Below are 26697 nucleotides of genomic sequence, written 5' to 3' on the forward strand. Positions count from 1 at the left end.
CAGCACCCCCCCGCACCGCCCCTCCCCTCCGAACAAGGGAATCGCCGTGACACATCTCAGCGTCGAGATGCTCGCAGCGGATGCGGCCGAGCCCATCACCTCGGCCGGTCATGCGCAGCTGGGCATCGCCGTCCTGGCCGGCATCGCCGTCATCGTTCTGCTCATCACGAAGTTCAAGCTCCATGCGTTTCTGTCACTGATCATCGGCTCGCTGGTGCTCGGCGCGGTCGCCGGTGCGCCGCTCGACAAGGCGATAGCCAGCTTCTCGACCGGGCTGGGCACGACGGTCGCGGGCACCGGCGTGCTGATCGCGCTCGGCGCCATCCTGGGCAAGCTGCTCGCCGACTCCGGTGGCGCGGACCAGATCGTCGACACGATCCTGGCGAAGGCGAGCGGGCGGGCGATGCCCTGGGCGATGGTGCTGATCGCCGGGATCGTCGGCCTGCCCCTCTTCTTCGAAGTGGGCATCGTCCTGTTGATCCCCGTCGTGCTGCTGGTCGCCAAGCGCGGCAACTTCTCGCTGATGCGGATCGGTATCCCGGCGCTGGCCGGCCTGTCCGTCATGCACGGGCTGATTCCCCCGCACCCCGGGCCGCTCGTCGCCATCGACGCGGTCGGTGCGAACCTCGGTGTCACCCTCGCGCTGGGCGTGGTTGTCGCCATTCCGACCGCGATCGTCGCGGGCCCGGTCTTCTCCCGTTACGCGGCCCGCTGGGTGGACATCCAGCCGCCGGAGACGCTGGTCCCCGAGCGTGCCTCCGACGACCTGGAGAGGCGCCCCGGGTTCGTCGTGACCGTCGCCACCGTCCTGCTCCCGGTGGTGATGATGCTGGCCAAGGCGCTGGTGGACATCGTCGTCGACGATCCGGAGAACACTATCCAGAGGGTCTTCGACGTCGTCGGCTCGCCGCTGATCGCGCTCCTCACCGCCGTCATCGTCGCGATGTTCACGCTGGGCCGGGCGGCCGGCTTCACCAAGGGCCGGATCGCCACGACCGTCGAGAAGTCGCTGGGTCCGATCGCCGGCGTGCTGCTGATCGTCGGTGCGGGTGGTGGCTTCAAGCAGACGCTGATCGATGCGGGTGTCGGCCAGATGATCCTGGAGTTCTCCGAGGACTGGCATATCTCGGCCCTGCTGCTGGCCTGGCTGATCGCGGTCGCCATCCGTCTGGCGACCGGCTCCGCCACGGTGGCGACCATCTCGGCCGCCGGTCTGGTCGCCCCGCTCGCCGCCGATATGAGCACCACTCACGGGGCTCTGCTGGTCCTGGCGATCGGCTGCGGCTCACTGTTCTTCAGCCATGTCAACGACGCCGGCTTCTGGATGGTGAAGGAGTACTTCGGCATGAACGTCGGCCAGACGCTGAGGACTTGGTCGGTGATGGAGACGCTGATCTCGGTCGTCGGGATCGGGTGCGTGCTGCTGCTGTCGCTGGTGCTGTAGGGCCTGTCCGGCCCTGACCCAGCGGACAGGCCCCAGGGCCGCCGTGCGGCACCGCCCGGGACGTGACGGTCCCGGGGGTGCCGCGTTCGGGCGGTCCGGAGTGGGGGAGGGCGTCAGCGGGCGGTGGCCGCCGCCCCGGTGCAGGCCGCCAGTGCCTGCGCGATCGGCGTGGCCGCGTCGTGTGCCGGTGCGGCGACGGCCAGGTAGCCGTCGGGGCGGATGAGGAACGCCGCGGGCCTGTCCCCGTACGCGTCGCGGATATGGCCGTCGGTGTCGATCAGGTCCGGGGCCTGCCCGCCGACGCGGACGGTGCGCAGGAAGGGCGGGTCGGCGGGCAGGGTGGCCGTGTCGAGATCGGTGTCGCCGAGGGTCAGCAGGGTGAAGTGCGGGCCCCGGTAGGCGTTGAAGAGGCGGGTGGGGGCGCCGTCGGCGGTGGTGCAGGGTGCGTCGGGGGCGCGGTCGCCGGCGCGCAGGGCGTCCTCGGGGAGGTCGTCGCGCAGTTCGCGGGTGAGAGGGCTGTCCGGGTAGCCGATGCCGAGCTGGTGGAGGTCCTTGCCGCGGCGCCAGGAGCGGGACTCGTGCAGGCGGGTGCTGGTGTCCAGGATGCCGGCGGCTATCGGGCGGCGTTCGGTCTCGTAGCTGTCGAGGAGGGTGTCGGGGGCGCCGTGCCGGAGGACCTGGCCGAGTTTCCAGCCGAGGTTGTAGGCGTCCTGGACGCTGGTGTTGAGGCCCTGGCCGCCGGCGGGGGAGTGGATGTGGGCGGCGTCGCCGGCGAGGAAGACCCGGCCGGCGCGGAAGCGGTCGGCCATACCGGCCTTGGGGCGGTAGACGGACGACCAGAGGACCTCGCGGAACTGGTCGCGGTTGAGGTGGGTGCCGGCCGCGAGCCGGTCGCGTACGGCGTCGGCGGAGGTGTCCGGTGCGCGGTCCGGGTCCATGGCGAAGCACTGGAAGTGGTCGGTGCCGGCCAGCGGGAGGATCATGACGAAGCCGCCGTTGGGCAGGTGCCAGCGGTGCCAGTGGTCGCGGTCGAGGCCGTCGATCGCGACATCGGCGAGGACCGCGGCGCCGGGGGCCAGGGACGGTCCGCTCATGCCGACGCCGAGGGCCTTGCGTGCGGCGCTGCGTCCGCCGTCGGCGGCGACCAGGTAGGCGGCGTCGAGGGTCCGCTCGCTGCCGTCGGCGAGGCGGACGCGGGCCCGTACGCCGTCCGGGTCCTGGGCGATGTCGGTGAGTTCGGTGCCGAAGAGGATTTCGCCGCCGAGTTCCCACAGGCGCTCGTGGAGCAGTTCCTGGTGGCGCCACTGGGGGATCATCAGGACGTTCGAGTGCGGTGTGCACGGGGTCGGGTCGACGCGTTCGATCATCTGCTGGGTGTCGACCATGCGGCCGTTTTCCCAGAGGGCGATGTCGGGGTACCGGCCGCCGGCCGCCCGCACGGCGTCGAGCACGCCGAGGTCGTCGTAGACCTCCTGGGTGCGCGGCTGGAGTCCGGTGCCGCGGGCGCCCTGGGAGAGGCCGTCCTGGCGCTCGACGATCAGGGCGCGTACGCCGCGCCGGGCGAGGTCGATACCGAGGGCGAGGCCGGTCGGGCCGGCGCCGGCGATCAGGACTTCGAGGGGGGCGCCGGGTGTGCGGTCGTGGGTAAGCGCAGCACTCAGGGCGTCCTTAACGTTGTTAAGTTCCATGCTTCCGACAATGGCCTTAACGGTGTTAAGTTGTCAACATGGCTGCGCGAATCGATCGGGATCTGGTGGTGGGGACCGCCCTGCGGTTGCTGAACGAGGTGGGTCTGGAAGGGCTCACACTCCGCAGGATCGCGAAGGAGCTGGATGTCCAGGCGCCCGCCCTGTACTGGCACTTCAAGAACAAGCAGGAACTGCTGGACGAGATGGCCACGGAGATGTTCCGGCGGATGACGGGCCCGCTGACCGGGCGCGGCCCCGAGGCGGCCGGATACGGCGTGACCTGGCAGGAGACGGTCCTCGGCGCCTGCTCGGCGCTGCGCCGCGGGCTGCTCCGTTATCGCGACGGCGGCAAGGTCTTCAGTGGTACGCGGATGACCGACGAGAGCTATGCGGAGCCGCTCGAATTCCTGCTGGGCACGTTCGTCGACGCGGGCTTCACGCTGCGCGACGGGGTGCGCGTCTGGTGGACGGCCTACAACTTCACCGTCGGGCTGGTGATAGAGGAGCAGTCGGTGTTCCCCGTGCCGGGGGATCCGGAGAGCCGGGACCCGGCCTACGACTTCGACGAACGCGAGCGCCGGCTGGGCTCCGCGTATCCGCTCGCCGCCCTGGCGGGACGGGAGATGTTCGCCGATTTCGACCGGGGCTTCGAGTCGGGACTGCGCCTCATCCTGGCCGGGATCGAGGCCACGAGGGGCCGGGAGACGGGGAGTTGACCCGTACCCGGCCCTGACCCCCGGTTCGTCCGGCCCCTGCGCGTCCGGCGGCCCGGGTGCGTCTACCGCCCCCGGGCCGTCTGGCGGCGCGGGTCGATCGCCCGCCGCAGCCGGGGGGTGAGCGGGCGCTCCACCCAGCGGTGCAGCACCCACGCCAGCAGCAGCATCAGGCCGACGGTCAGCGTCAGCGTCGCGTACGAGGGCAGGCCGGCGCCGTGGTGCAGCGCCCGTATGACGACCCAGCCCAGGTGCTCGTGCACCAGGTAGAACGGGTAGGTGAGCGCGCCGGCCACGGTCAGCCAGCGCCAGTTCGCCCAGCGCAGTTTGCCCAGCGCGACGGCCGCGACCAGCGCGAAGCCGAGGGTCACGACCGCGACGATGCCGGCCGAGGAGCGGTAGGAGAAGGCGGTGACGGACGGCGCGTGCCACAGCCTGACGACCGCGTAATGCTGTCCGATCAGCCAGCTGACCAGCACTATCGTCCAGGCGATCGGGTCGCGGGCGCCGTAGCGGTGCAGCAGGAACAGGCCCACGCCGCCGATGAAGAACGGGGCGTAGTCCGGCATCAGGACGAGGTCGAGGACCGGCTGGTGCGCGGCCTGGGCGACGGCCGCGGCGAGCGTCCAGCCGGCGCAGAAGAGGACCACACGGCCGCGGGTGGCGCCCGGCAGTACGACGCACAGCGCGAAGAGGGCGTAGAACCGCATCTCGGCCCACAGCGTCCAGCACACGCCCAGCACCCGGTCCACGCCGAGCGGCTGTTGCAGCATGGTCAGGTTCGTCAGCACGTCGCTGGGCGACAGCGCCTCGTACGCGACCCAGGGAAGCGCGAAGACCGCGGTGACCAGCAGGATCGCGGCCCAGTAGGCCGGGTAGAGGCGGGAGATACGGGAGGCGGTGAAGGCGCGCAGGGTCCGTCCCCAGCCGCTCAGGCAGATGACGAAACCGCTGATCACGAAGAAGATCTGCACACCGAGGCAGCCGTAGGCGAACAGGCCCGAGGCGGTGGGGAACTGCTGCGCGGGCGATCCGCCCCAGGCCTGGGATATCTCGCCGCTGCGGCCGCCGTAGTGGTACCCGGCGACCATCAGGGCGGCGAGCAGCCGCAGCCCGTCCAGGGCGCGGAGCCGCGCGGACCCGTCGCGGCTCCGCAGGGGTATGACGGTCGGAGCGGTGGGGGCGTCGTCCGGTGCCGCCGGGGGCGCGTCGGACGTCAGCTGGGGGGTGGTCATCCGAACGCGGCCCGCTTCTTCAGGCGCCGCTGGACGGCCCGTGCCCGGCGCGCGACCCGGCGCACGGTGGCATTGCGCGGGATGAACGACAGCTGGGACGGGATCGCGCCGGGCAGCGCCAGCGAGGTGAGCCGGCGGCGCTTGAAGTAGCGCCAGGTGCGCTGGTCGAGGTGGGCCGCGAGATAGCGCTCGGCGGCCGGCCGCAGCTCGGGGTAGATCTGGTGCTGCATGGCGTAGCCGACGGCGGCGACCAGCCCCTCGACGGTGTCCGCGCCGGCGGCCGCGCGCGGCCGCTCGCCGGTGTCCTCGAGGTCGGGCACCAGCGCGTCCACGAGGGTGACCGGGATGCGGTTGCTGTTCTGGTACGGGGTGAGCCGCTCCAGCAGCAGTCCGGTGCCGGTCCGCGCGGTCGGCAGGTCGTAGAAGGTGGCGGCGGTCAGCAGCGCGGTGGAGAAGCAGCCGACGACGAGCGCGGGCCGCATCCGCTGGTAGAGGACCTCGGCCAGCACCGGGCTGTCCAGCACGGTCAGCTCGATGTCCAGCTTCTCGGCCTCCCGCTCCAGCATCCGGGACCAGCGGGCCGGCGCGGACGGGTGCGGTTTGAAGACGATCTCGCGGTGGCCGCGTGCGACGGCGCCGCGCACCATCCGCACGTGCAGTTCCTCCTCCTCGTCCGGGGTGAGGATGCCCAGTGCGGAGAGGTACTGGCCGAGCAGCAGCGCGGCACCTTCCGGAAGGTCCTGCAGGTCCGGCACGGCCGGCTCGGCGCTGTCGTCGGCGAGTTCGGCGAGCACCTTGGTGAAGGCGTCGGTCGGCACGGTCTGCGGCTCGACGTCGAACTCGGTGAGCAGGAGGGGCGCGAGGCCCGGCACCAGGTCCAGGTGGAGCAGGCGGTTGATGCGGGTGCCGATCAGCGGGTCGAGCTTGTTGCGGGTGGGGCCGTAGCTCATCAGGCCGTCGGCGTAGACGTCGATGGGCGCGTCCGGGAACAGCTGGGCCAGCGCCATCGCCGGGTTGACCTGGATGGATTCCACGATCAGCTCGACCTGGGAGTCGCCCAGGCCCCACAGCAGCCGCAGATACCGCTCCCACAGCGGGACGTCGTCCGCGCGCGGGGACCAGCCGCCGGGGTGGAACGGGCTGATCGTCTCGTTCCAGGACAGCACCCGGTCGAAGCGGCCGCGCAGCCGCTCGAAGCCGGGCATGGTGTCCAGCGACGGGGTGGTCTCGGGGGTGGTGGCGTTGTTGCTGAGGAGCAGCAGCCGGCGGTCGGCCGGCGCGAAGCCGTCGGCGTCCAGGGCGGCGGCGAGGGTCGCCGCGCCGTAGAGCGTGGACGCCATGAAGATCTGGGTACGGGGCCGGTTGGGCATCAGGCGGCGACCTCCGCCGGGACCGGGCGGCGGCGCAGTCGCCGCAGCCGGGACGCGCGCTGCACATCCATGGAATCCAGTGCTTCCTTCAGTACGTCCTGCGGCATGCGTTTCATCGCCGCGGCACTCATCGAACGCAATTTCCTGGCGACCTGCGGTTCGAACCGCTCGATCGAGCCGAGATGGTGGGAAATGATCGCGCAATAGGTGCGCACCGCTTTCGGGAGCAGCAGATGCGCGTCCCGGTCTTGTGCGGTTTCTTCGATCACCTGGTCGAAGGCGCGAATAAAGTCCAATTGCCGGACGTCTCCGATCTGGGTGAGCGAGGACGCCACACCGCGCCGGTAAAAGACGCCGAGCAGTCCGACCACCGCCATGGACTGCGCTTCTCTGTGCAGTCGCCAGATCCAGGGGCGGTCTTCCGCGGTGCGCAGACCGTGCCGGAAATGCAGTACTCCGTCGTCGAGCAGCCGGCGGTGGTACATGCCGGCCCAGGCGAAGGCGTAGTCGACGGAGGTGGAGCGGTCGGCGGGCAGGATCAGCTCGCGCGGGTCCATGACGACGCCGCGCCTGCCGTGCGGGACGCGGTGGACGGTGCGGGCGCGGGCGGTGCACTGGACGTGGTCGGTGCGGACGAAGTCACAACCCAGTTCCTCGATGGCGCCGAGGAGTTCGGCGAAGTAGCCGGGAGCCAGCCAGTCGTCGCCGTCCAGGAAGGTGAGGTATTCGCCGCGGGCCTCGTCCAGGCCGGTGTTGCGGGCGGTGGCCAGGCCGCCGTTCTTCTCGTGCCGCAGGAGTCTGGCGCCCGGCAGCTCGCGCTCGGCGCGCTGCAGGATCTGCGGCGTCTCGTCGCGCGAGCAGTCGTCGACGAGGAGGAATTCGAAGTCCTCACGGGCGTTGGCCGCCAGGCTTTTCAGGGTGTCGGGCGCGTATGTCTGCACGTTGTAGAACGGCACGATGACGGAGAGCTTAACCACCCGGGTGACGTTAGGTGCGGAGCCGGCATTCGTCTTTACGTGGCGCGGACTTCAAGGTGAACGAAGAATGGCGGGATGGTTAACCGGCCTGATAAACGAGCCGGTTCGCCATTCGTCGACCCGCTGTTAACCCTTTGTTGCGACCTAGTTGGCCCGGGAAACGGAATGCCTTCCTAGCGTCTTCGGTGTGCCATCACGTACTGCTTCTGCGCCGCGAGTCGCCGTGCTCGCCGATTCGGATACTCGGTGGAAATGGGGCGCTTTGACAGCGTACCGTATTCAATCGGACATCCGGCTCGACGGTTATCTGCTCCGCGGCCGCGCCACTCCCACGGTCCGCCAGCTCGAAGAGGTCGGCGCCCGTGCGGATTCGCTGCGCGAAATCAGGGGCGTCGCCTTCTTGCAGCAGATGAAGGACAGCGTGCGCTCCCTCGACCGTACGCAATACGACGTCGTCGTGCTGGCCTGTGTAGGCGGGGCGGTGCAGGCGATGCTGCACGGACTCGCCCATGCCTGGCGCGGCGCCGACCGGCGCCCCGTGGTCGTCACCGGCTACGTCGGCGTCGTCTACGAGAAGCTCGCCGACGGGCTGCTCCTGCGGCACGGCGCCGATGTCGTGCTTGCCAACTCCCGGCACGACGCGGACCGGTTCCGCGAGGTCTACCGGGGCGTCGGCGCCGACGACGGCAGCGTCGTCGAATGCGCCCTGCCCTTCCTCGGGGGCGAGCGCTACACGGGCCAACACTCCCCGTACACCGTGGTGTTCGCCGCCCAGCCCTCCGTCCCCGAGAACCGCGCGGACCGTACGTACCTGCTGCGCAGGGCGATCGAGCACGCCCGCAGGCACCCCGACCGCGAGGTGCTGGTCAAGCTCCGCAGCAAGCCGGGCGAGCACACCACGCACATCGAGGAACTGCCGTACCAGAAGCTCGCCGCCAAGACGCCCGGCGGACTGCCCGCCAACTGCCGCCTGGTGTACGGGAACATGGGCGAGGTCCTGGACCGCACCGACCTGATGGTGACGGTCAGCTCCACCGCCGCACTGGAATCCCTGCACCGCGGCATCCCCACCGCCGTCCTCACCGACCTCGGCATCCGCGAGGTCCTCGGCAACCACCACTTCCTCGGCTCCGGCTGCCTCGCCTCCTGGGACGAGCTGGACGCCGGACACCGGCCGGAGCCGGACCGGGAGTGGCTGGCCCGCCAGGGCGTCGCCGCGGACGGCGACTACGAGAAGGCCTTCGACGCCGCCCGCGCCCGGGTCACCGAGCTGCGCGAGGCCGACGGCCTCCCGCCGATCACCCCCTACTACACACCCCGCACCGCCCCCGGCTACCTCCCCGGCATCCTCGCCCGGCACGGCCTGGACCCGCACGGCGAGCCGGTCGCCGGCTACACGGAAGCACCCGAGGAGCCCGGCGGACTGCGCCGGGTCGCCCGCGACACGGTCCGCGAGGCCGCCCGCGGCGCCTACCGCCACGGCGTGCAGCGCGTCGCCCCCGCCATCCGCCGCTGGGGCCAGCTGTGACGGTGCCCCGCCCCCGACCCCCCAAGGAGCCCGCAATGCCACCCACTGTCGTGGCCGTCATCCCCGCCCGCGGCGGATCCAAGGGCGTGCCCGCCAAGAACCTCGCCGCCGTCGGGGGCGTGCCGCTGGTCGCCCGCGCGGTCCGCGAATGCCGCGCCGCCCGCCTGGTCACCGACGTGGTCGTCTCCACCGACGACGCCGGGATCGCGGCCGCCGCCCGCGGCGCCGGAGCCGTCGTCGTCCGCCGCCCCGGCGACATCGCGGGCGACACCGCCACCAGCGAGGCCGCGGTGCTGCACGCCATGGACGCCTACGAGGCCGAGCAGGGCACGACCGTCGACGCGGTGCTGCTGGTCCAGTGCACCAGCCCGTTCATCGCCCGCGAGGACATCGACGGGGTGGCCGCCGCGGTCGTCGAGGACGGCGCGGACAGCGCGCTGACCGTCGCCCCCTTCCACGGCTTCGTCTGGCGCGACGCCGAGCCCGAAGCGCACACCACCGACGGCGGGTACGGCGTCAACCACGACAAGTCGTTCCGGCCGCGCCGCCAGGACCGCCCGCAGGACCTGCTGGAGACCGGCGCCGCCTACGCCATGGACGCGGCCGGCTTCCGCACCAGCGGCCACCGCTTCTTCGGCCGTACCGAACTCGTCCGCACCGACCCCGCCCGGGTGCTGGAGATCGACGATCCGCACGACCTCGCCCGCGCCCGCGCGCTCGCGCCGCTGCTCGACGCCCCGCGTCCCGGCGCCCTTCCTGGCTCTTCCCCCACCCGCCTCCCGGTCATTGACGACATCGACGCGGTGGTACTCGACTTCGACGGCACCCAGACGGACGACCGGGTGCTGATCGACGCCGATGGACGGGAGATCGTCGCCGTGCACCGCGGTGACGGCCTCGGCATCGCCGCGCTGCGCAAGGCGCAGCTCAAGCTGCTGATCCTGTCCACGGAGCAGAACCCGGTCGTCGCCGCACGGGCCCGCAAACTGCGGGTGCCCGTCCTGCACGGCATCGACCGCAAGGACCTCGCCCTCAAGCAGTGGTGCGAGGAACAGGGCGTCGCGCCGGAGCGCGTGCTCTACGTCGGCAACGACGTGAACGACCTCCCGTGCTTCGACCTCGTCGGCTGGCCGGTGGCCGTCGCCGGGGCGCACGACGTGGTGCGCGGCGCGGCCCGCGCGGTCACCGCCACGCCCGGCGGCAGCGGCGCGATCCGCGAGATCGCCGCCTGGCTCCTGGGCCCGTCCCTCTGACGCCGGGCCCGCCTCCCCGGAAAAACACCCCAGACCCCACCCCCTCACACCCCTTTACCGACCACGAAGGAACCTCCCCATGAGCAGCAACTCCCGCATCCGCAACCTCGGCAACCGCGAGGCCGGCCCCGGCCGCCCCGTCTACGTCACCGGCGAGATCGGCATCAACCACAACGGCGACCTGGAGAACGCGTTCGCGCTGATCGACGCCGCCGCCGACGCCGGCTGCGACGCCGTGAAGTTCCAGAAGCGGACCCCGGAGATCTGCACCCCCCGTGACCAGTGGGACATCGAGCGCGACACCCCCTGGGGCCGGATGACCTACATCGACTACCGCCACCGTGTGGAGTTCGACGAGGACGGCTACCGCGCCATCGATGAGTACTGCAAGAAGCGCGGCATCGCCTGGTTCGCCTCCCCGTGGGACGTCGAGTCGGTCGCCTTCCTGGAGAAGTTCGACGTGCCCTGCTACAAGGTCGCCTCCGCCTCCCTCACCGACGACGAGCTGCTGCGCGCCATGCGCGCCACCGGCCGTACCGTCATCCTCTCCACGGGCATGTCCACCCCCAAGCAGATCCGGCACGCCGTCGAGGTCCTGGGCAGCGACAACATCCTCCTCTGCCACGCCACCAGCACCTACCCGGCCAAGGCCGAGGAGCTCAACCTGCGCATGATCAACACCCTGCAGGAGGAGTACCCGAACGTCCCGATCGGCTACAGCGGCCACGAGACCGGTCTGCAGACCACCCTCGCCGCGGTCGCCCTCGGCGCCACCTTCATCGAGCGCCACATCACCCTCGACCGCGCCATGTGGGGCTCCGACCAGGCCGCCTCCGTCGAGCCCGGCGGTCTGACCCGCCTGGTCCGCGACATCCGCACCATCGAGGAGTCCCTCGGCGACGGCGTCAAGAAGGTCTACGAGAGCGAGCTCGGCCCGATGAAGAAGCTGCGCCGCGTCGCCGGCGTCGTCGCCGAAGCCGATGCCGCAGACCGCGAGCCGGCCGCTGTCTGACGGTCGACAGGAGCCCCACATCGTGAGCTCACCCGAGGGGACCCGCGCCGAGCCGGCGCCCGGCGCGCAGGTCCCGCCCCAGGAGACGGCGGGCACTCCCACCCGCCGTCTCCTGGGGGTGCCCCGGCAGCGGAGCGGAGACATGCCCGACGAGGGAAAGGCCCGCAGGGCCGCCAGGAAGCAGGGCACCCTCGCCTTCGTCGAGAGCCCGGTGCAGCTGCTGAACGTCCTGGAATGGGCGCACACCGCACAGGCCGCCGAGCTCACCGTCGTCGTGCTGTCCCCGCACGACCCGATGACCCGCGGCCAGCTGCGCCGGATGGCCGAACTCGCCCGCGACGAGGGCCACACGGTGCGCTGGGAAGAGGCCCGCGGCGGCCCGACCGCCCCGGTCCGCACCATCGGAGGGCTCACCCCGCTGCTGCGCCGCGCCCACCGCGTCGTCATCGGCGACCCGTTCTCCCGCTACGTCCAACTGCTGCTCACCCTCACCCGGGCACGCGACCTGGTCGTGGTCGACGACGGCACCGCCACCATGGAGTTCATCTCCCAACTCGCGCGCGGCGAACGGCTGGTGCGCTGGCACCGGCACGGCAGCGGACTGGGCCCCCGGGACCTGGTCTTCGCGCCGTTCTCGGCCACCGCCCGCCGCCGGCTCACCCCGGCACCGGAAGGCGGCCGGCGCACCGTCGGCCTCTTCAGCTCGATGCCGGTCGACACACCGCCCGGCGTCCAGGTCACCACCAACGAATTCGCCTGGACCCGCGAGCGCTTCGGCCCGCCCCGGCTCACCCGCGCCGCCGACATCGTCGGCACCTCGCTGGTCGAAACCGGCGTCGTGGACGAGGACCGCTACCTGGAGGCGGTCCGCGCGCTGGCCCGTACGCACAGCGCCACCCGCTACTTCGCGCACCGCCGGGAGAGCACCGACAAACTGCGCCGGCTCACCCAGGAGACCGGCCTGGAGGTCGTACGCCCCGACCTGCCGCTGGAACTGATCGCCCGGCGCGGCCCCATCGGACGGCTGATCGTCAGCTTCCCGTCGACGGTGGTGCACACCCTGCCGCTCGCCCTGCTCGGCACGGAGGTGAAGGTCGCCGTCTGCGACATCGATCCGTCCTGGCTGACGACGCACGCGTCCCCGCGCGCCCAGGGTTTCCTGGACGGCGTCACCGGCACCGCCCGCGACGTGCAGCGACTGCAGTTCGGGCAGCAGATGGCCGCCGGCTGACCGCCGAAACACCGCCTGGCGAAAACATATGGCATACCCCTGACGTAGAGAGTCCATGCGCCGGGCGGCGTAGATTTTCTTCCCCTATGGGGCTGAACTTTTGTTGATCGAGGGTCAGTTGCCCCCTTCCGCCCCGTAACCTTCAACGGGTGAACCAACTGATGTCCCCTGATGCCGACGCCGTTGCTACTTCCGCCGGGGACCTGCTCCCCGGCGCGCTGCCCGAGGAGCTGCGCGCCGAACTCATCGCCTTCCGCCGCGACTTGCACATGCACCCGGAGCTCGGCAACCAGGAGTTCAGGACCACCGAGGCGATCAAGGCGCGGCTGGAGCGGGCCGGTCTCACCCCCCGCGTCCTGGACACCGGCACCGGCCTGGTCTGCGACATCGGTACGCACTCCGCGGCCGCCGGGCCGCTGCTGGCGCTGCGCGCCGACATCGACGCGCTGCCCATCCCGGACACCAAGACCGCCCCGTACCGCTCCACGATCCCCGGGCGTGCGCACGCCTGCGGCCATGACGTCCACACCACCGTCGTCCTCGGCGCCGGCCTGGTGCTCGCCGAGCTGGCCCGCGCGGGAATGCTGCCGCGCCCGGTGCGGCTGATCTTCCAGCCCGCCGAGGAGGTGCTGCCGGGCGGCGCCGCCGACGCCATCGAATGCGACGCCCTGGACGGCGTCGGCCGCATCCTCGCCGTGCACTGCGACCCGCGCGTCGACGCCGGCAAGATCGGGCTGCGCACGGGCGCGATCACCTCGGCCTGCGACCGGCTGGAGGTCGAGCTGGACGGCCCCGGCGGGCACACCGCACGCCCGCATCTGACCACCGACATGGTCACCGCCGCGGCCCGGGTCGCCCTCGACGTGCCGGCGCTGCTCTCCCGCCGGGTGGACGCGCGGGCCGGCCTCTCCCTCACCTGGGGCCGGCTGGAGTCCGGGCACGCCTGCAACGTCATCCCGCAGCACGCCGAGCTGTCCGGCACGGTCCGGTGCCTGGACATCGCCGCCTGGCGCGACGCCCCCGACCTGGTGCACGCCGCGATCGACGAGATCGCCACGCTGCACGGCGCCAAGTCGCAGATCAACTATGTGCGCGGGGTGCCGCCGGTGGTCAACGAGGCCGGCAGCGCCCAGCTGCTGCAGGACGCCATGACCGCCCGGCGCGGCGCCCACAGCGTCGAGGGCACCGAGCAGTCCCTGGGCGGCGAGGACTTCTCCTGGTACCTGGAGCACGTCCCCGGCGCGATGGCCCGCCTCGGGGTCCGCCCGCCCGGCGAGCCGAGCCGCCATGATCTCCACCGCGGCGACTTCGACGTCGACGAACAGGCGATCAAGGTCGGCGTGGAGATGTTCACCGCGGCCGCGCTGATCGACTGCTAGGGCCTGCCCGACGGAACAGGGCCGGGCCCGCGACACCCCGGCCCGGCACCTTTTCACGCTGCTGTCATCCCCCGTTCGCGACGATCCGATAACGGCTTCCAGCCTCCCCTTTATCTGGCATCTACGCGCGTTACGATGCCGCGGAATCAGCGCCGACGGAGGCGCTACGAGTCGAAGGGGCCCCAACGTGCGCCGGGTATCCAAGATCGTTGCCGCGGGCATTGCCACCGCGGCCCTCACACTCTCGCTGAGCGCTTGTGGCGAGTCGTCCACCGAGTCCGGTGGCAAGGACAAGGGCGTCGGACTCGCCTTCGACGTCGGCGGCCGGGACGACCACTCGTTCAACGAGGCCGCGGCCCGTGGCGTGGACAAGGCCGAGAAGGACCTCGGTGTGCAGTCCAAGCTGATGACCGCCAAGAACGGCGAGACCGAGGCGGACCGCGAGCAGCGGCTGTCCTCGCTGGCCGAGGCGGGCTACAACCCCGTCATCGGTGTCGGCTTCAACTACGGCAAGTCCGTCAACAAGGTCGCCAAGGACTTCCCCGACACCACCTTCGGCGTCGTCGACTCTCCCTCCGAGGTCAAGAACGTCTACGGCATGGTCTTCGCCGAGCACGAGGGCTCCTACCTCGCCGGTGTCGCCGCCGCGCTGAAGAGCAAGACCCACAAGGTCGGCTTCATCGGCGGCGTGAACAACGCGCTGATCCAGAAGTTCCAGGCCGGCTTCGAGCAGGGCGTCAAGGACACCGACCCCAAGGCGAAGGTCACCTCCGAGTACCTCTACGCCAACGACGACAAGGGCTTCAACGACCCGGCCGCCGCGAAGGGCAAGGCCAAGGGCATGCTCGACGGCGGCATCGACGTCATCTACACCGCGGCCGGCCAGTCCGGCAACGGCTCGATCGAGACGGTCGCCGGCAAGAAGGGCACCTGGGCGATCGGCGTCGACTCCGACCAGTACCTGCAGCCGGGCCTGGCCCAGTACAAGAGCTCCATCCTCACGTCGGTCATGAAGAACGTCGACGTGGCGGTGTACGACCTGGTCAAGAGCGTGCACGACAAGAAGCCGCTGACCGGCAACAAGGCGTACACGCTCAAGGACAACGGTGTGCGGCTGTCCACCTCGGGCGGCTTCATCGACGACATCCAGGCGAAGATCGACGCGGCGAAGAAGAAGATCGCGTCGGGCGACGTCAAGGTCAGCGACACGCCCGCCAAGCAGTAGGTCCTTCGGACCCGGGCGCGGCGGCCAGCACGCCGCCGCGCCCGGCCCGTTCGCCGGAACGCACCGGCCGCATTTCGATTTTTCGGCGTCAACGCTACGCGCGTAGCGTGGAGTTGGCGCGATATCGTCACCTCCCCGCTCCCTCCGACCACTCCCTGCCCCCGAGGAGAGTGCGCCATCAAAGCGTCCAGCAGTCCCCAGGCAGACAGCGCCCCCGCCGCGGCAGCGGTGGAACTCCGCGGGATCACCAAGCGGTTCCCCGGCGTCGTCGCCAACCACGACATCGACATCACCGTCCACCGCGGCACCGTGCATGCGCTGGTCGGTGAGAACGGTGCGGGCAAGTCCACGCTGATGAAGATCCTCTACGGCATGCAGAAGCCGGACGAGGGCACCATCACCATCGACGGCGAACAGGTCAGCTTCCACAGCCCGGCCGACGCCATCGCCCGCAACATCGGCATGGTGCACCAGCACTTCATGCTCGCCGACAACCTCACCGTCCTGGAGAACGTCGTTCTCGGCGGCGAGAAGCTGCACGGCATCAGCGGCCGGGCCCGCGCCGAGATCATCAAGATCTCCGAGCGCTACGGGCTCGGCGTCCGCCCCGACGTCCTCGTCGAGGACCTCGGCGTCGCCGACCGCCAGCGGGTGGAGATCCTCAAGGTCCTCTACCGCGGCGCCCGTACGCTGATCCTCGACGAGCCGACCGCGGTGCTGGTCCCGCAGGAGGTCGACGCGCTCTTCGACAACCTGCGCGAGCTCAAGGCCGAGGGCCTGACCGTCATCTTCATCTCCCACAAGCTGGGCGAGGTGCTCTCGGTCGCCGACGACATCACCGTCATCCGGCGCGGCACCACCGTCGGCTCCGTCGTCCCCAGCGAGACCACGCCCAAGCAGCTCGCCGAGCTGATGGTCGGCACCGAACTGCCCTCGCCGGAGACCCGCGAGTCCACCGTCACGGACGTGGAGATGCTGAAGGTCGAGGGGCTGCGGCTGACCTCCGCCGACGCGGAGGGGGTGGAGCGCACCGTCCTGGACGATGTGTCGCTGACCATCCACAAGGGTGAGGTCCTGGGCATCGCGGGTGTCGAGGGCAACGGCCAGGCCGAACTGGTCGAGGCCATCATGGGCATGCGCGACCCGGACGGCGGCGTGATCACGCTGGACGGCATCGACATCAGCCATCTGCCCACCCGCACCCGGCGCGAGGACGGCATCGGCTACATCCCCGAGGACCGGCACCGGCACGGCCTGCTGCTGGAAGCCCCGCTGTGGGAGAACCGGATCCTGGGCCATGTCACCGAGAAGCCCAACGCCAAGGGCCGGCTGCTCGATCTGAAGGCCGCCCGCGTCGACACCGAGCGGATCGTCCGCGAGTACGACGTCCGCACCCCCGGCATCGAGGTCACCGCGGCCTCGCTCTCCGGCGGCAACCAGCAGAAGCTGATCGTCGGCCGCGAGATGAGCCACCACCCCAAGCTGCTGATCGCCGCGCACCCCACCCGGGGCGTGGACGTCGGCGCCCAGGCGCAGATCTGGGACCAGATCCGCGAGGCGCGCCACGAAGGGCTGGCGGTCCTGCTGATCTCCGCCGACCTGGACGAGCTGATCGGGCTGTCCGACACCCTGCGGGTCATGTACCGCGGCCGCCTGGTCGCGGACGCGGACCCCGCCACCATCACCCCGGAGGAGTTGGGCTCGGCCATGACCGGCGCCGCAACCGGCCACCTGGCTGCATCGGACAACGGCTCCGCCGCGGGCCCCACGTCGGAGGAAGGTGAGTCCGAGTGAAGAAGTTCGCCAGGTTCGACAAGAACAAGCTGATCCTCGGGATCGCCGCCCCCGTCCTCGCCATCGTGGCGGCCCTGCTGATCACCTCGGTGATCATCCTGGCCACCGGCAAGGACCCGCTGTACGCCTACTCCGTGATGGTCGACTTCGGCTCCAAGAGCGACAGCCAGGTCTGGATCATCAACAAGGCGGTCCCCTACTACCTGTCCGCGGTCGCCGTGGCCATCGGCTTCCGGATGAACCTCTTCAACATCGGCGTCGACGGCCAGTACCGCATCGCGGCCTTCTTCGCCGCGGTGGTCGGCGGTGCGCTGACGCTCCCCGGCTTCCTCCAGATCCCGATCATCATCATCGTCGCGATGCTGGTCGGATCGGTCTGGGCGGGCATCGCGGGTCTGCTGAAGACCACCCGCGGCGTCAGCGAGGTGATCACCACGATCATGCTGAACGCCATCGCGGCCGCGGTCATCGGCTACTTCCTCCAGGAAGGCCGGCTGGCGAAGAAGGACGGCAACCTCTTCCACACGCCCAACCTCCCCGGCTCCAGCCACTTCTTCACCATCCCCACCATGCCCAAGCCCCTCGACGGCTTCCTCGTCATCGCCGTCGTCGTCGGCTTCGCCTACTGGTTCGTGCTCAACCGCACCCGCTTCGGCTTCGACCTGCGGACCGTCGGCCAGTCCGAGTCCGCGGCCGAGGCGGGCGGCGTCAACGTCAAGCGGATGATCGTCACATCCATGCTGCTGTCCGGCGCCGCCGCCGGCCTGATCGGCATGCCGACGCTGCTCGGCGTCTCGTACAACTACGGCACCGACTTCCCCGTCGGCATCGGCTTCACCGGCATCGCCATCGCGCTGCTGGGCCGTAACCACCCGATCGGGATGGCCGCCGGCGCGCTGCTGTGGGGCTTCCTCGAACGGACCGGCACCCAGCTCGAATTCGAGGAGTACGAGCAGGAGATCGTCGGCGTGATGCAGGGCGTCATCGTGCTGTGCGTCGTCATCGCCTACGAACTCGTGCGCCGCTACGGCCTCAGACTCCAGCAGCGGAAGGTCGGCGAGGAGCTCGCCGCCCAGGCCCGCAAGACCGAAAAGGCGGAGGTGTCCTCGTGAGCACGAACCTCACGGCCCCGGTCGACCCGGCCACCGGCCATGTGCACAAGCACAAGCACAAGACCCGGGCCAGGCTCAGCTACCCCAAGATCCTGCTGATCATCTCGGGCGCCCTGATCCTGCTGTCCCTGCTGCGGATCGTCACCGGCGCCGACAACCTGACCGGATCCGGCCAGTACACCACCGCGCTCAACGCCGCCGTCCCGATCGGCCTGGCCGGCCTCGGCGGTCTCTGGTCCGAGCGCTCCGGCGTGATCAACATCGGCCTCGAAGGCATGATGATGCTCGGCGCGTTCTCCGCCGGCGCGGTCGGCTGGCAGCACGGCCCCTGGGCCGCGGCGCTGGCCGGTGTCCTCGGCGGCGCGCTCGGCGGACTGCTGCACGCGCTCGCCACCGTCACCTTCGGCGTCGACCACATCATCTCCGGCGTCGCCATCAACATCATGGCGCTCGGTCTGACCCAGTTCCTCGCCAAGCTGTGGTTCGGCGCGGAGGGCAGCGCGGCCGCGGCCGCCGGCGGCAACGACAAGCAGTCGCCGCCGATGCCCGACATGCCGACGTTCACCGTCCCCGGCCTGTCCGACTGGCTCTACTCCATCGAGCAGCACCACTGGTTCCTGGTGTCCGACGCGGCCGGCATCGCCGGCTCCCTGGTCACCAATGTCTCCTGGCTGACCCTGGTGACCGTCGGCGTCTTCGTGCTCACCTTCTTCGTCCTGTGGCGCACCGCCTTCGGCCTGCGGCTGCGCTCCTGCGGCGAGGGCCCGATCGCGGCCGAGTCCCTGGGCGTCAACGTCTACCGCTACAAGTACGCGGCGGTGGCCGTCTCCGGCGCGCTGGCCGGCCTCGGCGGCGCCTTCCTCGCGATCTACGTCCACATCTTCCAGGACGGCCAGACCGGCGGCCGCGGCTACATCGGCCTCGCCACCATGATCTTCGGCAACTGGCGTCCCGGCGGTGTCGCCATGGGCGCCGGCCTGTTCGGCTTCATGGACGCCCTCCAGCTGCGCGGCGGCGGCCCCACCGTCCACGCGCTGCTGCTCCTGCTCGCCGTCCTGCTGGTCGGCCTGGCGCTGTGGAAGCTGCGCGGCGGGCAGCGCACCCAGGCCGTGCTCAGCCTGGTCGCCGCCGGGCTGCTGGCCGTGTGGTACGCCACCACCGAGACGGTCCCGCTGGAGATCGTCGGCGCCGCCCCGTACATCGCCACGCTGCTGGTGCTCTCGCTGGCCGCACAGCGACTGCGGCCACCGAAGGCCATCGGAAAGATCTACCGAAGGGGCCAGGGCAAGTGAGCAGCGCCCTTGACTGGGAGGCGCTGCGGGCGCAGGCCCGGGACGCCATGTCCCGGGCCTACGCCCCGTATTCGGGCTATCCCGTCGGCGCCGCCGCCCTGGTCGACGACGGCCGGACCATCACCGGCTGCAATGTGGAGAACGCCTCCTACGGCCTCGCCCTGTGCGCCGAATGCGGCCTGATCTCCGCGCTGTTCGCGGGCGGCGGCGGCCGGCTGACGCACTTCACCTGCGTCGACGGTGCGGGCGAGCTGCTCGTGCCGTGCGGCCGCTGCCGGCAGCTCCTCCACGAGCACGGCGGACCCGAGCTCCAGGTCGACACGGCCGCCGGGATCCGGCCGCTGTCGGAGCTGCTGCCGGACGCCTTCGGGCCCGGACACCTGGCCGGATAACGCACGGGAGCCGGGAGCGGCAAGGAGGTGGCCGCCCCCGGCTCTATGCGTGTAGAACGGTCCTACCCGTTCGAAAGGAAGCCTCCATGGACGTCATCTCCGTCATCCGCACCAAGCGGGACCGCGGTGAGCTGACCCCCGATCAGATCGACTGGGTGATCGACGCCTACACCCGCGGCGAGGTCGCCCACGAGCAGATGTCGTCCCTGGCGATGGCCGTCTTCCTCAACGGGATGAACCGCACGGAGATCGCCCGCTGGACCGCCGCCATGATCGCCTCCGGCGAGCGCATGGACTTCTCCTCCCTCGCCCGCCCCACTGCCGACAAGCACTCCACCGGCGGCGTCGGCGACAAGATCACCCTGCCGCTCGCCCCGCTCGTCGCGGCCTGCGGCGCCGCCGTCCCCCAGCTCTCCGGCCGCGGCCTCGGCCACACCGGCGGCACCCTCGACAAGCTGGAGGCGATCCCCGGCTGGCGCGCCCAGCTCTCCAACGCCGAGATGATGGACGTCCTCCGCGACGTCGGCTCCGTCATCTGCGCGGCCGGCGACGGCCTCGCGCCCGCCGACAAGAAGCTCTACGCCCTGCGCGACGTCACCGGCACCGTCGAGTCCATCCCGCTCATCGCGTCCTCGATCATGTCCAAGAAGATCGCCGAGGGCACCGGCTCCCTGGTCCTGGACGTCAAGGTCGGCTCCGGCGCGTTCATGAAGAACCTCGACGACGCCCGCGAACTGGCCGCCACCATGGTCGAGTTGGGCACCGACCACGGCGTACGCACCCGCGCCCTGCTCACCGACATGTCCACCCCCCTCGGCCTGACCGCCGGCAACGCGCTGGAGGTCCGCGAATCGGTGGAGGTGCTGGCGGGCGGCGGCCCGGCCGACGTCGTCGACCTCACCCTCGCCCTCGCCCGCGAAATGCTCGACGCCGCCGGCCTGACCGACGCCGACCCCGCCAAGGCCCTCGCCGACGGCACCGCCATGGACCACTGGCGCCGCATGATCCAGGCCCAGGGCGGCGACCCGGACGCCCCGCTCCCGGTGGCCCGCGAACAGCACACCGTCACGGCCCCCGCCTCCGGCGTCCTCACCTCCCTCGACGCCTACGCCGTCGGCCTCGCCGCCTGGCGCCTGGGCGCCGGCCGCGCCCGCAAGGAGGACCCGGTGCAGGCCGGCGCGGGCGTGGAACTGCACGCCAAGCCCGGCGACGCGATCCAGCAGGGCCAGCCCCTGCTCACCCTGCACACCGACACCCCGGAAAAGTTCGACTACGCCCTCACGTCCCTCGAGGCCGCGTACGACATCGCCCCCGCGGGCACCGCGGTCACCCGCACCCCGATCGTCCTGGACCGCATCGCGTAATCCCCGCGCCGCCGCCCGCTCTTCGCACGCTCACACCATCGCGCGATGGTGCGAAGAGCGGGCCCGGCGCCACGACGCGGCCCATGCCGCTTCGAGGAACCTCGCCGATCGTCGCCTCCTCGCTGCTCGCCACCGCCCTCTGCGTGCTCTGGCCCTCGCGCCTCTCGTATGGGTGAACGGGTTCAGTGGACCGGTTCGGGTCCTGTTCGGCATGCTGGGATCGGTGACGTACCGATAGAGGAGACCGCCATGGGCGCACTCACCGTCGACCACCCGTCCGGCAATGGCCGAGAGTGGGACGACCTCGTCCGTATCTGGGAACAGGCGGACGCACCCGAGGGCTGGAAGGTGGAGATCATCGAGGGGATCGTCACCATGTCGCCGCCGCCCGACAACATCCATAACTTCATCGCCGTGAAGGTTCAGCGCCGCCTGTACTCCGTACTCCCGGAGGACTGGGGTGTCTATCAGACGCTCGGCACGGGAATCCCCCTGCGCAAGGGCCTCTACATCCCGGATCTCGCCGTGGTGCCGGACGACGTCGTCCTTGAGGAATCCGGTGAATACGTCCAGGCATCCGCTGCCAAGCTGATCGTCGAGGTCACCTCGAAGTCCAACGCGAGCAACGACCGGATCGCCAAGGCAGCGGGCTACGCCCGGGCCGGCGTCCCGCTCTATCTGCTCGTCGACCGATGGGCCCCTGCCGGTCCGGCCATCACCCTCTACGGTGAGCCGACGGGCGACGTCTATCGCGTGCTTCAGGCCGTGAAGTTCGGCGATGAACTAGTGCTTCCGGCGCCCTTCGAACTGACTCTGGACACCGGAATCTTCCCCGTCGGTTGACGGCGAACGGCGACGAAGGGCCCGCCCCACCAGGACAGGTGGAGGGACGGGCCCTTCGCGTTCAGGGGCGGTGGCCGTGCGGGGTCAGGCGGCCTTCTCCAGGTGGAGGAGGCGGCGTTCGACCACGGCCTTGCGCGTGGCGTACAGGGTGATCGACGCGGCGCCGACCATCGCGGCCAGGCCGAGGAGGACGGTGCCCTCCCAGCCCGCGGCGCGGAAGGCCAGGGCGCCGAGGGCGCCGCCGAGGCTGCTGCCGATGTAGTACGCGCACTGGTAGAGGGCCGACGCCTGGGCGCGGGCCGTCTTCGCGGTGCGGCTGACCGACGACGAGGCGACCGCGTGGCCCGCGAAGAAGCCGGCGGTGATCAGGACCAGGCCCGCCAGGACCGCGACGACGGACTCGGCGAGGGTGAGCAGCAGGCCCGCGGACGTCGCGCCGACCGCCAGGTAGAGCGCACCGCGCCGGCCCATCCGCCCGACCAGCTTGCCCGCCGCGGCGGACGACACCGTTCCGACCAGGTAGATGACGAAGATGGAGCCGACGACGCCCTGCGGGAGGTGGAACGGAGCGGACACCAGGCGGTAGCCGATGACGGTGTAGACCGCGCCGAAGACCGTCATGAAGAGGCCGCCGATGGCGTACAGGCGGCGCAGCAGCGGGTCGGCGAGGTGGCCGCCCAGGGTGCGCGCCAGGGCCCGCGGGCCCACCGAACGGGACGTGAAGTTCCGGGCCTTGGGGACCAGCAGCCGGAACGTCACCGCGCACACCACGGCCATCGCACCCACCGCGGCGAGCCCGGCCCGCCAGCCCCACGCCTGGGCGACCCAGCCGGTCACGATCCGTCCGGACATCCCGCCGATGCTGTTGCCCGCCACGAACAGGCCGATCGCCGCCACCAGCGCCTTCGCGCGTACCTCTTCCGCCAGGAAAGCCATCGCCGAGGCCGGCAGCCCGGCCAGCGCCACGCCCTGGACGGCGCGCAGCGCGATCAGCCAGCCGAGCGACGGCGCGAACGGCACCAGCATCGCGATCAGCGCGGCGACGGAGAGGGACGCGGTCATCAGGGTGCGCCGGCCGAGGCGTTCGGACACCGCGCTCAGCGGGATCACACCGAGCGCCAGGCCGAAGGTGGCCGCCGACACCGTCCAGCTGGCCTGGTCCGGTGTCACACCGAGGTCGGTGGAGATGGCCGGCAGCAGGGCCTGCGTGGAGTAGAGGAGCGCGAAGGTGGCGACTCCGGCGGCGAAGAGGGCGAAGCTCATCCGGCGGTAGCCGGGGCCGCCCGGCCGCAGCTTGCCGGACTCGGGGTCTACGGCAGCGGCGGTGGAAGAGGAAGCTGTGGACAACTGGGGAGAGGCGGCCGCACGGTCGGTGACGGACGCCCCGGTATCAGCGGGAGGCATGCTTCGAAGGTAGGCCCGCACAGTTCATGCGTCCAATGCATGGAAACGGCATAATCGATGCCGTGACGCATGATCCCAGTTCACGAGGTGCTCTGTCGCAACCTCGCAACAGAAAAGACATCGCGGAACGGGCCGACTCCGCGAACCTTCGGATGGCCGAGGCGGCGGAGGCGGTGGAGCTCGGCACCGGCTCGTGGGCGTCCACGCTCGCACCGCGCCTCGCACAGTTCACCGCGGTCGCCCGCTACGAGCATGTCACCCGCGCCGCGCAGGAGCTCGGGATCCCGCAGCCGACCCTCAGCCGCGCCATCGTCCGGCTGGAGGCCGACCTCGGCGTGGCGCTCTTCGCCCGGCACGGTCGCACCCTCTCGCTCACCCCGGCCGGCCGTGCCTTTCTCGCCTCCACCGAGCGCGCGTTGACCGACCTGGACCGGGCCACCGAGTCCGTACGCGCCGACGCGGACCCCGGCGGCGGCAAGGTCGCGTTCGGCTTTCTGCACACCCTCGGCTCCGAGACCGTCCCCGGCCTGATCCGCACCTTCCGCGCCGACCATCCCCGCGTCCGCTTCCAACTCGTGCAGAACTACGGCGAGGCGATGATCGAGCGGCTGCGCGCCGGCGACCTCGACCTCTGTCTGACCTCACCGGTCCCGGACTACCCTGACCTGGTCGCCCGCCGGCTCGACGAGCAGAAGCTCCGGCTCGTCGTCCCCGACGACCATCCGCTGGCCCGCCGCAAGCGGATCCGGCTCGCGGAGGCCGCCACCGAACTCTTCGTCACCCTCGAACCGGGCTACGGGCTGCGCCGGATCACCGACGCGCTGTGCGCCGAGGCGGGGTTCACCCCGCGGATCGCGTTCGAGGGGGAGGAGGCCGAGACGCTGCGCGGGCTGGTCGCGGCCGGGCTGGGCGTGGCGCTGCTGCCGCCGCCGGCGGTGCCGCGGCCCGGGGTCGCCGAGCTGACGGTGACGGCACCGCGCGCGGTCCGGGAGATCGGCGTGGCCTGGCTGGGCGGACATGCGGACACTCCGCCGGTGGCCGCCTTCAAGAAGTTCCTGCTGAGCCGGCGGGGGTTGCTGCTCCCGCGGTGAGTCGTTGCTGCCGCGGCGATACGGGGAAGGTAAGAGGCTGGGCGGTGACGCAGGAACGCGCTCCGTGAGGAACGCACTCCTTGTGGGTGACCCTCTCCAGGAACGAATCACTCTCCGTAATCGTTGCCGGAAGCAGGAAGGAGGGCAGGCGAGGCAGAGGCGCTCAAGCCCACCCACTCAGCGCCGGACACCCAGTGCAGGACACTCGGCGCCGGATTGACGCCGCGACCATCAGGGCCGTAACGGACCATCAGGGCCGTAACGACGCACCGAAGCCCGAGGCCAGCGGCATCCGCAGGCCCAGCGGCGGCGGCGCCGCCAGGGCGTCCCTCACCGGGCGGGCGTAGTCCCGCGCGAAGAGCGAGCCCAGCAGGAAGTCGGTTGCCAGCGCCATGACTTCGGCGCGGTGCTGGTGCATCCAGTGGCCGTCCGAGTGGACCTCGAAGCGGCAGGTGTCGCGGTTGACCTTCTTGGCGCGCTGGGCGTAGCGGTAGGAGAGATCGGGGTCGTTGCGCTCGTCGTTCGTACCGTGCACCAGCAGCACCTTGCGGCCGATGAGCTGCTTGACCGGCTCCGGCTCCGGCTCCTGCGGCTCCGGGCCGGGGCCGGGGAGCCAAGGGGCCAGCGCCAGAACGGAGTTGACGGCCGGATGCCCGGCGGCGTGCAGCGCGGCCCGCCCGCCCATGCCGGTACCGACGAGGCACACCGGCACATCCCCGTAGCGGCGGACCACCTCGTCCAGGGCCCAGGTCGCGTCCCGCGCCGGATGGGCCGCCGACCCGTTCCAGCCGCGGCAGCGGTAGTGCAGTACGTGGGCGGCCAGGCCCTCGGGGCGGCCCGCCTTCGCGAGCCGGACCGCGAGCGGGCGCGCGGCCAGCGCCGGGATCGGCGACGGGCGCCGCACCCCCGTCGGCCCGCCCTCCGGCAGTAACAGCGCGACGCCGGTCACCGTCTTCTCCGCCCCGGTCGTTCCCAGCGGTCTTCCCAGCCGGGCCTCACGCACCGGCAGCGCTTGCTGAGCCATGACGAGAACGATGGCAGAAGGTGGGGTGGGAGCCACCCTGCGGACGGGTCACTGTTACGTATCGTTCGGTGAGATCTACGCGCGTAGGGGCTACAGTGCCGAGATGACGAGCGAGACCACCACACTCCCGACCAGTGAACAGATCCGCCGCGCCCCCAAGGTGCTGCTCCATGACCACCTCGACGGCGGCCTCCGCCCCGGCACCATCGTCGACCTCGCCCGCGAGACCGGGTACGACGGGCTCCCCGAAGCCGACCCCGAAAAGCTCGGGATCTGGTTCCGCGAGGCCGCCGACTCCGGGTCGCTGGAGCGCTACCTGGAGACCTTCGCGCACACCTGCGCCGTCATGCAGACCAAGGAAGCGCTCCAGCGGGTCGCCGCCGAGTGCGCCGAGGACCTGGCCGCCGACGGCGTCGTCTACGCCGAGGTCAGGTACGCGCCCGAGCAGCACCTGGAGCAGGGGCTGACCCTCGAAGAGGTCGTCGAGGCCGTCAACGAGGGCTTCCGCGAGGGCGAGCGACGGGCGCGTGAGAACGGCCACCGGATTCGTGTCGGTGCGCTGCTGACCGCCATGCGGCATGCCGCCCGCGCCCTGGAGATCGCCGAACTCGCCAACCGCTACCGCGACTTCGGCGTCGTCGGCTTCGACATCGCGGGCGCCGAGGCCGGCTTCCCGCCCACCCGCCACCTCGACGCGTTCGAGTACCTCAAGCGGGAGAACAACCACTTCACCATCCACGCCGGTGAGGCCTTCGGTCTGCCCTCCATCTGGCAGGCCCTCCAGTGGTGCGGCGCCGACCGCCTCGGCCACGGCGTCCGCATCATCGACGACATCGAGGTCTCCGACGACGGCTCGGTCAAGCTGGGCCGGCTCGCCTCGTACGTACGGGACAAGCGCATCCCGCTGGAGATGTGCCCCACCTCCAACCTCCAGACCGGCGCCGCCACCTCCTACGCGGAGCACCCCATCGGTCTGCTGCGCCGCCTCCAGTTCAGGCTCACGGTCAACACCGACAACCGGCTGATGAGCGGCACGACCATGTCCCGGGAATTCGAGCACCTGGTCAAGACATTCCGATACACGCTCGATGACATGCAGTGGTTCACGGTCAATGCAATGAAATCGGCATTCATTCCTTTCGATGAACGTCTGGCAATGATCAACGACGTGATCAAGCCCGGATATGCGGAGCTGCGCGCCGAATGGCTGTTCCGTCAGGTGGGCACAACCTCCGCTGCCAGCAGGGGTTCTGACGCTGTGTAAGCAGTGTTCGCAGGGTTTAGCAAAACGGCCGGTGGATTGTCCACCGGCCGTTTTTGGTCGGC

The 26697-nt window shown here is 70.9% G+C and carries 22 protein-coding genes; 16 read left to right on the top strand and 6 right to left on the bottom strand.

Annotation, left to right across the window (positions count from 1 at the left end; genetic code table 11):
- The first annotated feature begins 46 nt into the window (after window positions 1-46).
- Window positions 47-1444: a GntT/GntP/DsdX family permease gene (locus FCH28_RS18155; protein WP_136741077.1), complete on the top strand. Its 1398-nt coding sequence runs from the start codon at window positions 47-49 to the stop codon at window positions 1442-1444.
- A 113-nt stretch (window positions 1445-1557) separates the two neighbouring features.
- Here FCH28_RS18155 and FCH28_RS18160 read toward each other — a convergent pair whose 3' ends face one another.
- Window positions 1558-3132 (bottom strand): FAD-dependent monooxygenase, encoded by a 1575-nt coding sequence (locus FCH28_RS18160; protein ID WP_136741078.1) that lies wholly within the window; start codon window positions 3130-3132, stop codon window positions 1558-1560.
- A gap of 38 nt (window positions 3133-3170) precedes the next feature.
- On the opposite strand from FCH28_RS18160, the gene FCH28_RS18165 reads away from it, so the two are divergent.
- A complete protein-coding gene (locus FCH28_RS18165; RefSeq protein WP_136741079.1) occupies window positions 3171-3848 on the top strand; it encodes a TetR/AcrR family transcriptional regulator C-terminal domain-containing protein in 678 nt (225 codons plus the stop codon).
- A 62-nt stretch (window positions 3849-3910) separates the two neighbouring features.
- On the opposite strand, the gene FCH28_RS18170 is transcribed toward FCH28_RS18165, so the two are convergent.
- Genes FCH28_RS18170 through FCH28_RS18180 form a run of 3 tightly spaced genes read right to left on the bottom strand, consistent with a single transcriptional unit; the run spans window position 3911 to window position 7427 of the window.
- A complete protein-coding gene (locus tag FCH28_RS18170; protein WP_136741080.1) occupies window positions 3911-5080 on the bottom strand; it encodes an acyltransferase family protein in 1170 nt (389 codons plus the stop codon).
- Window positions 5077-6450, bottom strand: coding sequence for a polysialyltransferase family glycosyltransferase (locus FCH28_RS18175; RefSeq protein WP_136741081.1), 1374 nt, complete (start codon window positions 6448-6450; stop codon window positions 5077-5079). Before FCH28_RS18175 ends, FCH28_RS18170 begins: the two co-directional genes overlap by 4 nt.
- Window positions 6450-7427: a glycosyltransferase family 2 protein gene (locus FCH28_RS18180; RefSeq protein ID WP_136741082.1), complete on the bottom strand. Its 978-nt coding sequence runs from the start codon at window positions 7425-7427 to the stop codon at window positions 6450-6452. The genes FCH28_RS18175 and FCH28_RS18180 overlap by 1 nt, the downstream gene beginning before the upstream one ends.
- Window positions 7428-7614: 187 nt before the next feature.
- Between FCH28_RS18180 and FCH28_RS18185 the strand changes: the two genes are divergently transcribed.
- From FCH28_RS18185 to FCH28_RS18240, 12 genes are all read left to right on the top strand, one after another.
- A complete protein-coding gene (locus tag FCH28_RS18185; RefSeq protein ID WP_136741083.1) occupies window positions 7615-8955 on the top strand; it encodes a DUF6716 putative glycosyltransferase in 1341 nt (446 codons plus the stop codon).
- 35 nt (window positions 8956-8990) lie between these two features.
- Complete coding sequence (locus FCH28_RS18190) at window positions 8991-10208, top strand: acylneuraminate cytidylyltransferase (RefSeq protein ID WP_136741084.1); 1218 nt, start codon at window positions 8991-8993, stop codon at window positions 10206-10208.
- 79 nt (window positions 10209-10287) lie between these two features.
- Window positions 10288-11220 carry an N-acetylneuraminate synthase family protein gene (locus FCH28_RS18195; RefSeq protein WP_136741085.1) on the top strand — a complete coding sequence of 311 codons (933 nt, stop codon included), beginning with the start codon at window positions 10288-10290 and terminating at the stop codon, window positions 11218-11220.
- Between the two features lie 22 nt (window positions 11221-11242).
- On the top strand, window positions 11243-12451 hold the full coding sequence (locus tag FCH28_RS18200; protein ID WP_425471949.1) for a hypothetical protein: 1209 nt from the start codon (window positions 11243-11245) through the stop codon (window positions 12449-12451).
- Window positions 12452-12612: 161 nt separating this feature from the next.
- Window positions 12613-13830 (top strand): amidohydrolase, encoded by a 1218-nt coding sequence (locus tag FCH28_RS18205; protein ID WP_136741164.1) that lies wholly within the window; start codon window positions 12613-12615, stop codon window positions 13828-13830.
- Window positions 13831-14017: 187 nt separating this feature from the next.
- Complete coding sequence (locus tag FCH28_RS18210; protein ID WP_136741086.1) at window positions 14018-15055, top strand: BMP family lipoprotein; 1038 nt, start codon at window positions 14018-14020, stop codon at window positions 15053-15055.
- 177 nt (window positions 15056-15232) lie between these two features.
- Complete coding sequence (locus FCH28_RS18215) at window positions 15233-16849, top strand: ABC transporter ATP-binding protein (RefSeq protein ID WP_136741087.1); 1617 nt, start codon at window positions 15233-15235, stop codon at window positions 16847-16849.
- Window positions 16846-17961 carry an ABC transporter permease gene (locus tag FCH28_RS18220; RefSeq protein WP_136741088.1) on the top strand — a complete coding sequence of 372 codons (1116 nt, stop codon included), beginning with the start codon at window positions 16846-16848 and terminating at the stop codon, window positions 17959-17961. The genes FCH28_RS18215 and FCH28_RS18220 overlap by 4 nt, the downstream gene beginning before the upstream one ends.
- Window positions 17958-19253, top strand: coding sequence for an ABC transporter permease (locus tag FCH28_RS18225; protein ID WP_136741089.1), 1296 nt, complete (start codon window positions 17958-17960; stop codon window positions 19251-19253). The genes FCH28_RS18220 and FCH28_RS18225 overlap by 4 nt, the downstream gene beginning before the upstream one ends.
- Window positions 19250-19645 carry a cytidine deaminase gene (locus FCH28_RS18230; RefSeq protein WP_136741090.1) on the top strand — a complete coding sequence of 132 codons (396 nt, stop codon included), beginning with the start codon at window positions 19250-19252 and terminating at the stop codon, window positions 19643-19645. The genes FCH28_RS18225 and FCH28_RS18230 overlap by 4 nt, the downstream gene beginning before the upstream one ends.
- Before the next feature lie 86 nt (window positions 19646-19731).
- A complete protein-coding gene (locus FCH28_RS18235; RefSeq protein ID WP_136741091.1) occupies window positions 19732-21009 on the top strand; it encodes a thymidine phosphorylase in 1278 nt (425 codons plus the stop codon).
- Between the two features lie 249 nt (window positions 21010-21258).
- A complete protein-coding gene (locus FCH28_RS18240; protein ID WP_136741092.1) occupies window positions 21259-21852 on the top strand; it encodes a Uma2 family endonuclease in 594 nt (197 codons plus the stop codon).
- A gap of 84 nt (window positions 21853-21936) precedes the next feature.
- On the opposite strand, the gene FCH28_RS18245 is transcribed toward FCH28_RS18240, so the two are convergent.
- Window positions 21937-23256: an MFS transporter gene (locus FCH28_RS18245; protein ID WP_136741093.1), complete on the bottom strand. Its 1320-nt coding sequence runs from the start codon at window positions 23254-23256 to the stop codon at window positions 21937-21939.
- Window positions 23257-23408: 152 nt separating this feature from the next.
- Between FCH28_RS18245 and FCH28_RS18250 the strand changes: the two genes are divergently transcribed.
- Complete coding sequence (locus FCH28_RS18250) at window positions 23409-24347, top strand: LysR family transcriptional regulator (protein ID WP_187363858.1); 939 nt, start codon at window positions 23409-23411, stop codon at window positions 24345-24347.
- Between the two features lie 250 nt (window positions 24348-24597).
- Here the strand turns inward: FCH28_RS18250 and FCH28_RS18255 are convergent, their stop codons facing one another.
- Complete coding sequence (locus tag FCH28_RS18255) at window positions 24598-25371, bottom strand: alpha/beta fold hydrolase (protein WP_136741095.1); 774 nt, start codon at window positions 25369-25371, stop codon at window positions 24598-24600.
- 103 nt (window positions 25372-25474) lie between these two features.
- Between FCH28_RS18255 and FCH28_RS18260 the strand changes: the two genes are divergently transcribed.
- Window positions 25475-26635 (top strand): adenosine deaminase, encoded by a 1161-nt coding sequence (locus FCH28_RS18260; protein WP_136741096.1) that lies wholly within the window; start codon window positions 25475-25477, stop codon window positions 26633-26635.
- The last annotated feature ends 62 nt before the right edge of the window (window positions 26636-26697 follow it).

The sequence above is a fragment of the Streptomyces piniterrae genome, assembly GCF_005048155.1.
GTDB lineage: Bacteria > Actinomycetota > Actinomycetes > Streptomycetales > Streptomycetaceae > Streptomyces > Streptomyces piniterrae.

Bases quoted from the DNA above. Each gene is read 5' to 3' on its own strand.
- FCH28_RS18160 (WP_136741078.1), bottom strand. From the start codon at position 3,132: ATGGAACTTAACAACGTTAAGGACGCCCTGAGTGCTGCGCTTACCCAC.
- FCH28_RS18165 (WP_136741079.1), top strand. From the start codon at position 3,171: ATGGCTGCGCGAATCGATCGGGATCTGGTGGTGGGGACCGCCCTGCGG.
- FCH28_RS18170 (WP_136741080.1), bottom strand. From the start codon at position 5,080: ATGACCACCCCCCAGCTGACGTCCGACGCGCCCCCGGCGGCACCGGAC.
- FCH28_RS18175 (WP_136741081.1), bottom strand. From the start codon at position 6,450: ATGCCCAACCGGCCCCGTACCCAGATCTTCATGGCGTCCACGCTCTAC.
- FCH28_RS18190 (WP_136741084.1), top strand. From the start codon at position 8,991: ATGCCACCCACTGTCGTGGCCGTCATCCCCGCCCGCGGCGGATCCAAG.
- FCH28_RS18195 (WP_136741085.1), top strand. From the start codon at position 10,288: ATGAGCAGCAACTCCCGCATCCGCAACCTCGGCAACCGCGAGGCCGGC.
- FCH28_RS18205 (WP_136741164.1), top strand. From the start codon at position 12,613: ATGTCCCCTGATGCCGACGCCGTTGCTACTTCCGCCGGGGACCTGCTC.
- FCH28_RS18235 (WP_136741091.1), top strand. From the start codon at position 19,732: ATGGACGTCATCTCCGTCATCCGCACCAAGCGGGACCGCGGTGAGCTG.
- FCH28_RS18240 (WP_136741092.1), top strand. From the start codon at position 21,259: ATGGGCGCACTCACCGTCGACCACCCGTCCGGCAATGGCCGAGAGTGG.
- FCH28_RS18245 (WP_136741093.1), bottom strand. From the start codon at position 23,256: ATGCCTCCCGCTGATACCGGGGCGTCCGTCACCGACCGTGCGGCCGCC.
- FCH28_RS18250 (WP_187363858.1), top strand. From the start codon at position 23,409: ATGGCCGAGGCGGCGGAGGCGGTGGAGCTCGGCACCGGCTCGTGGGCG.
- FCH28_RS18255 (WP_136741095.1), bottom strand. From the start codon at position 25,371: ATGGCTCAGCAAGCGCTGCCGGTGCGTGAGGCCCGGCTGGGAAGACCG.
- FCH28_RS18260 (WP_136741096.1), top strand. From the start codon at position 25,475: ATGACGAGCGAGACCACCACACTCCCGACCAGTGAACAGATCCGCCGC.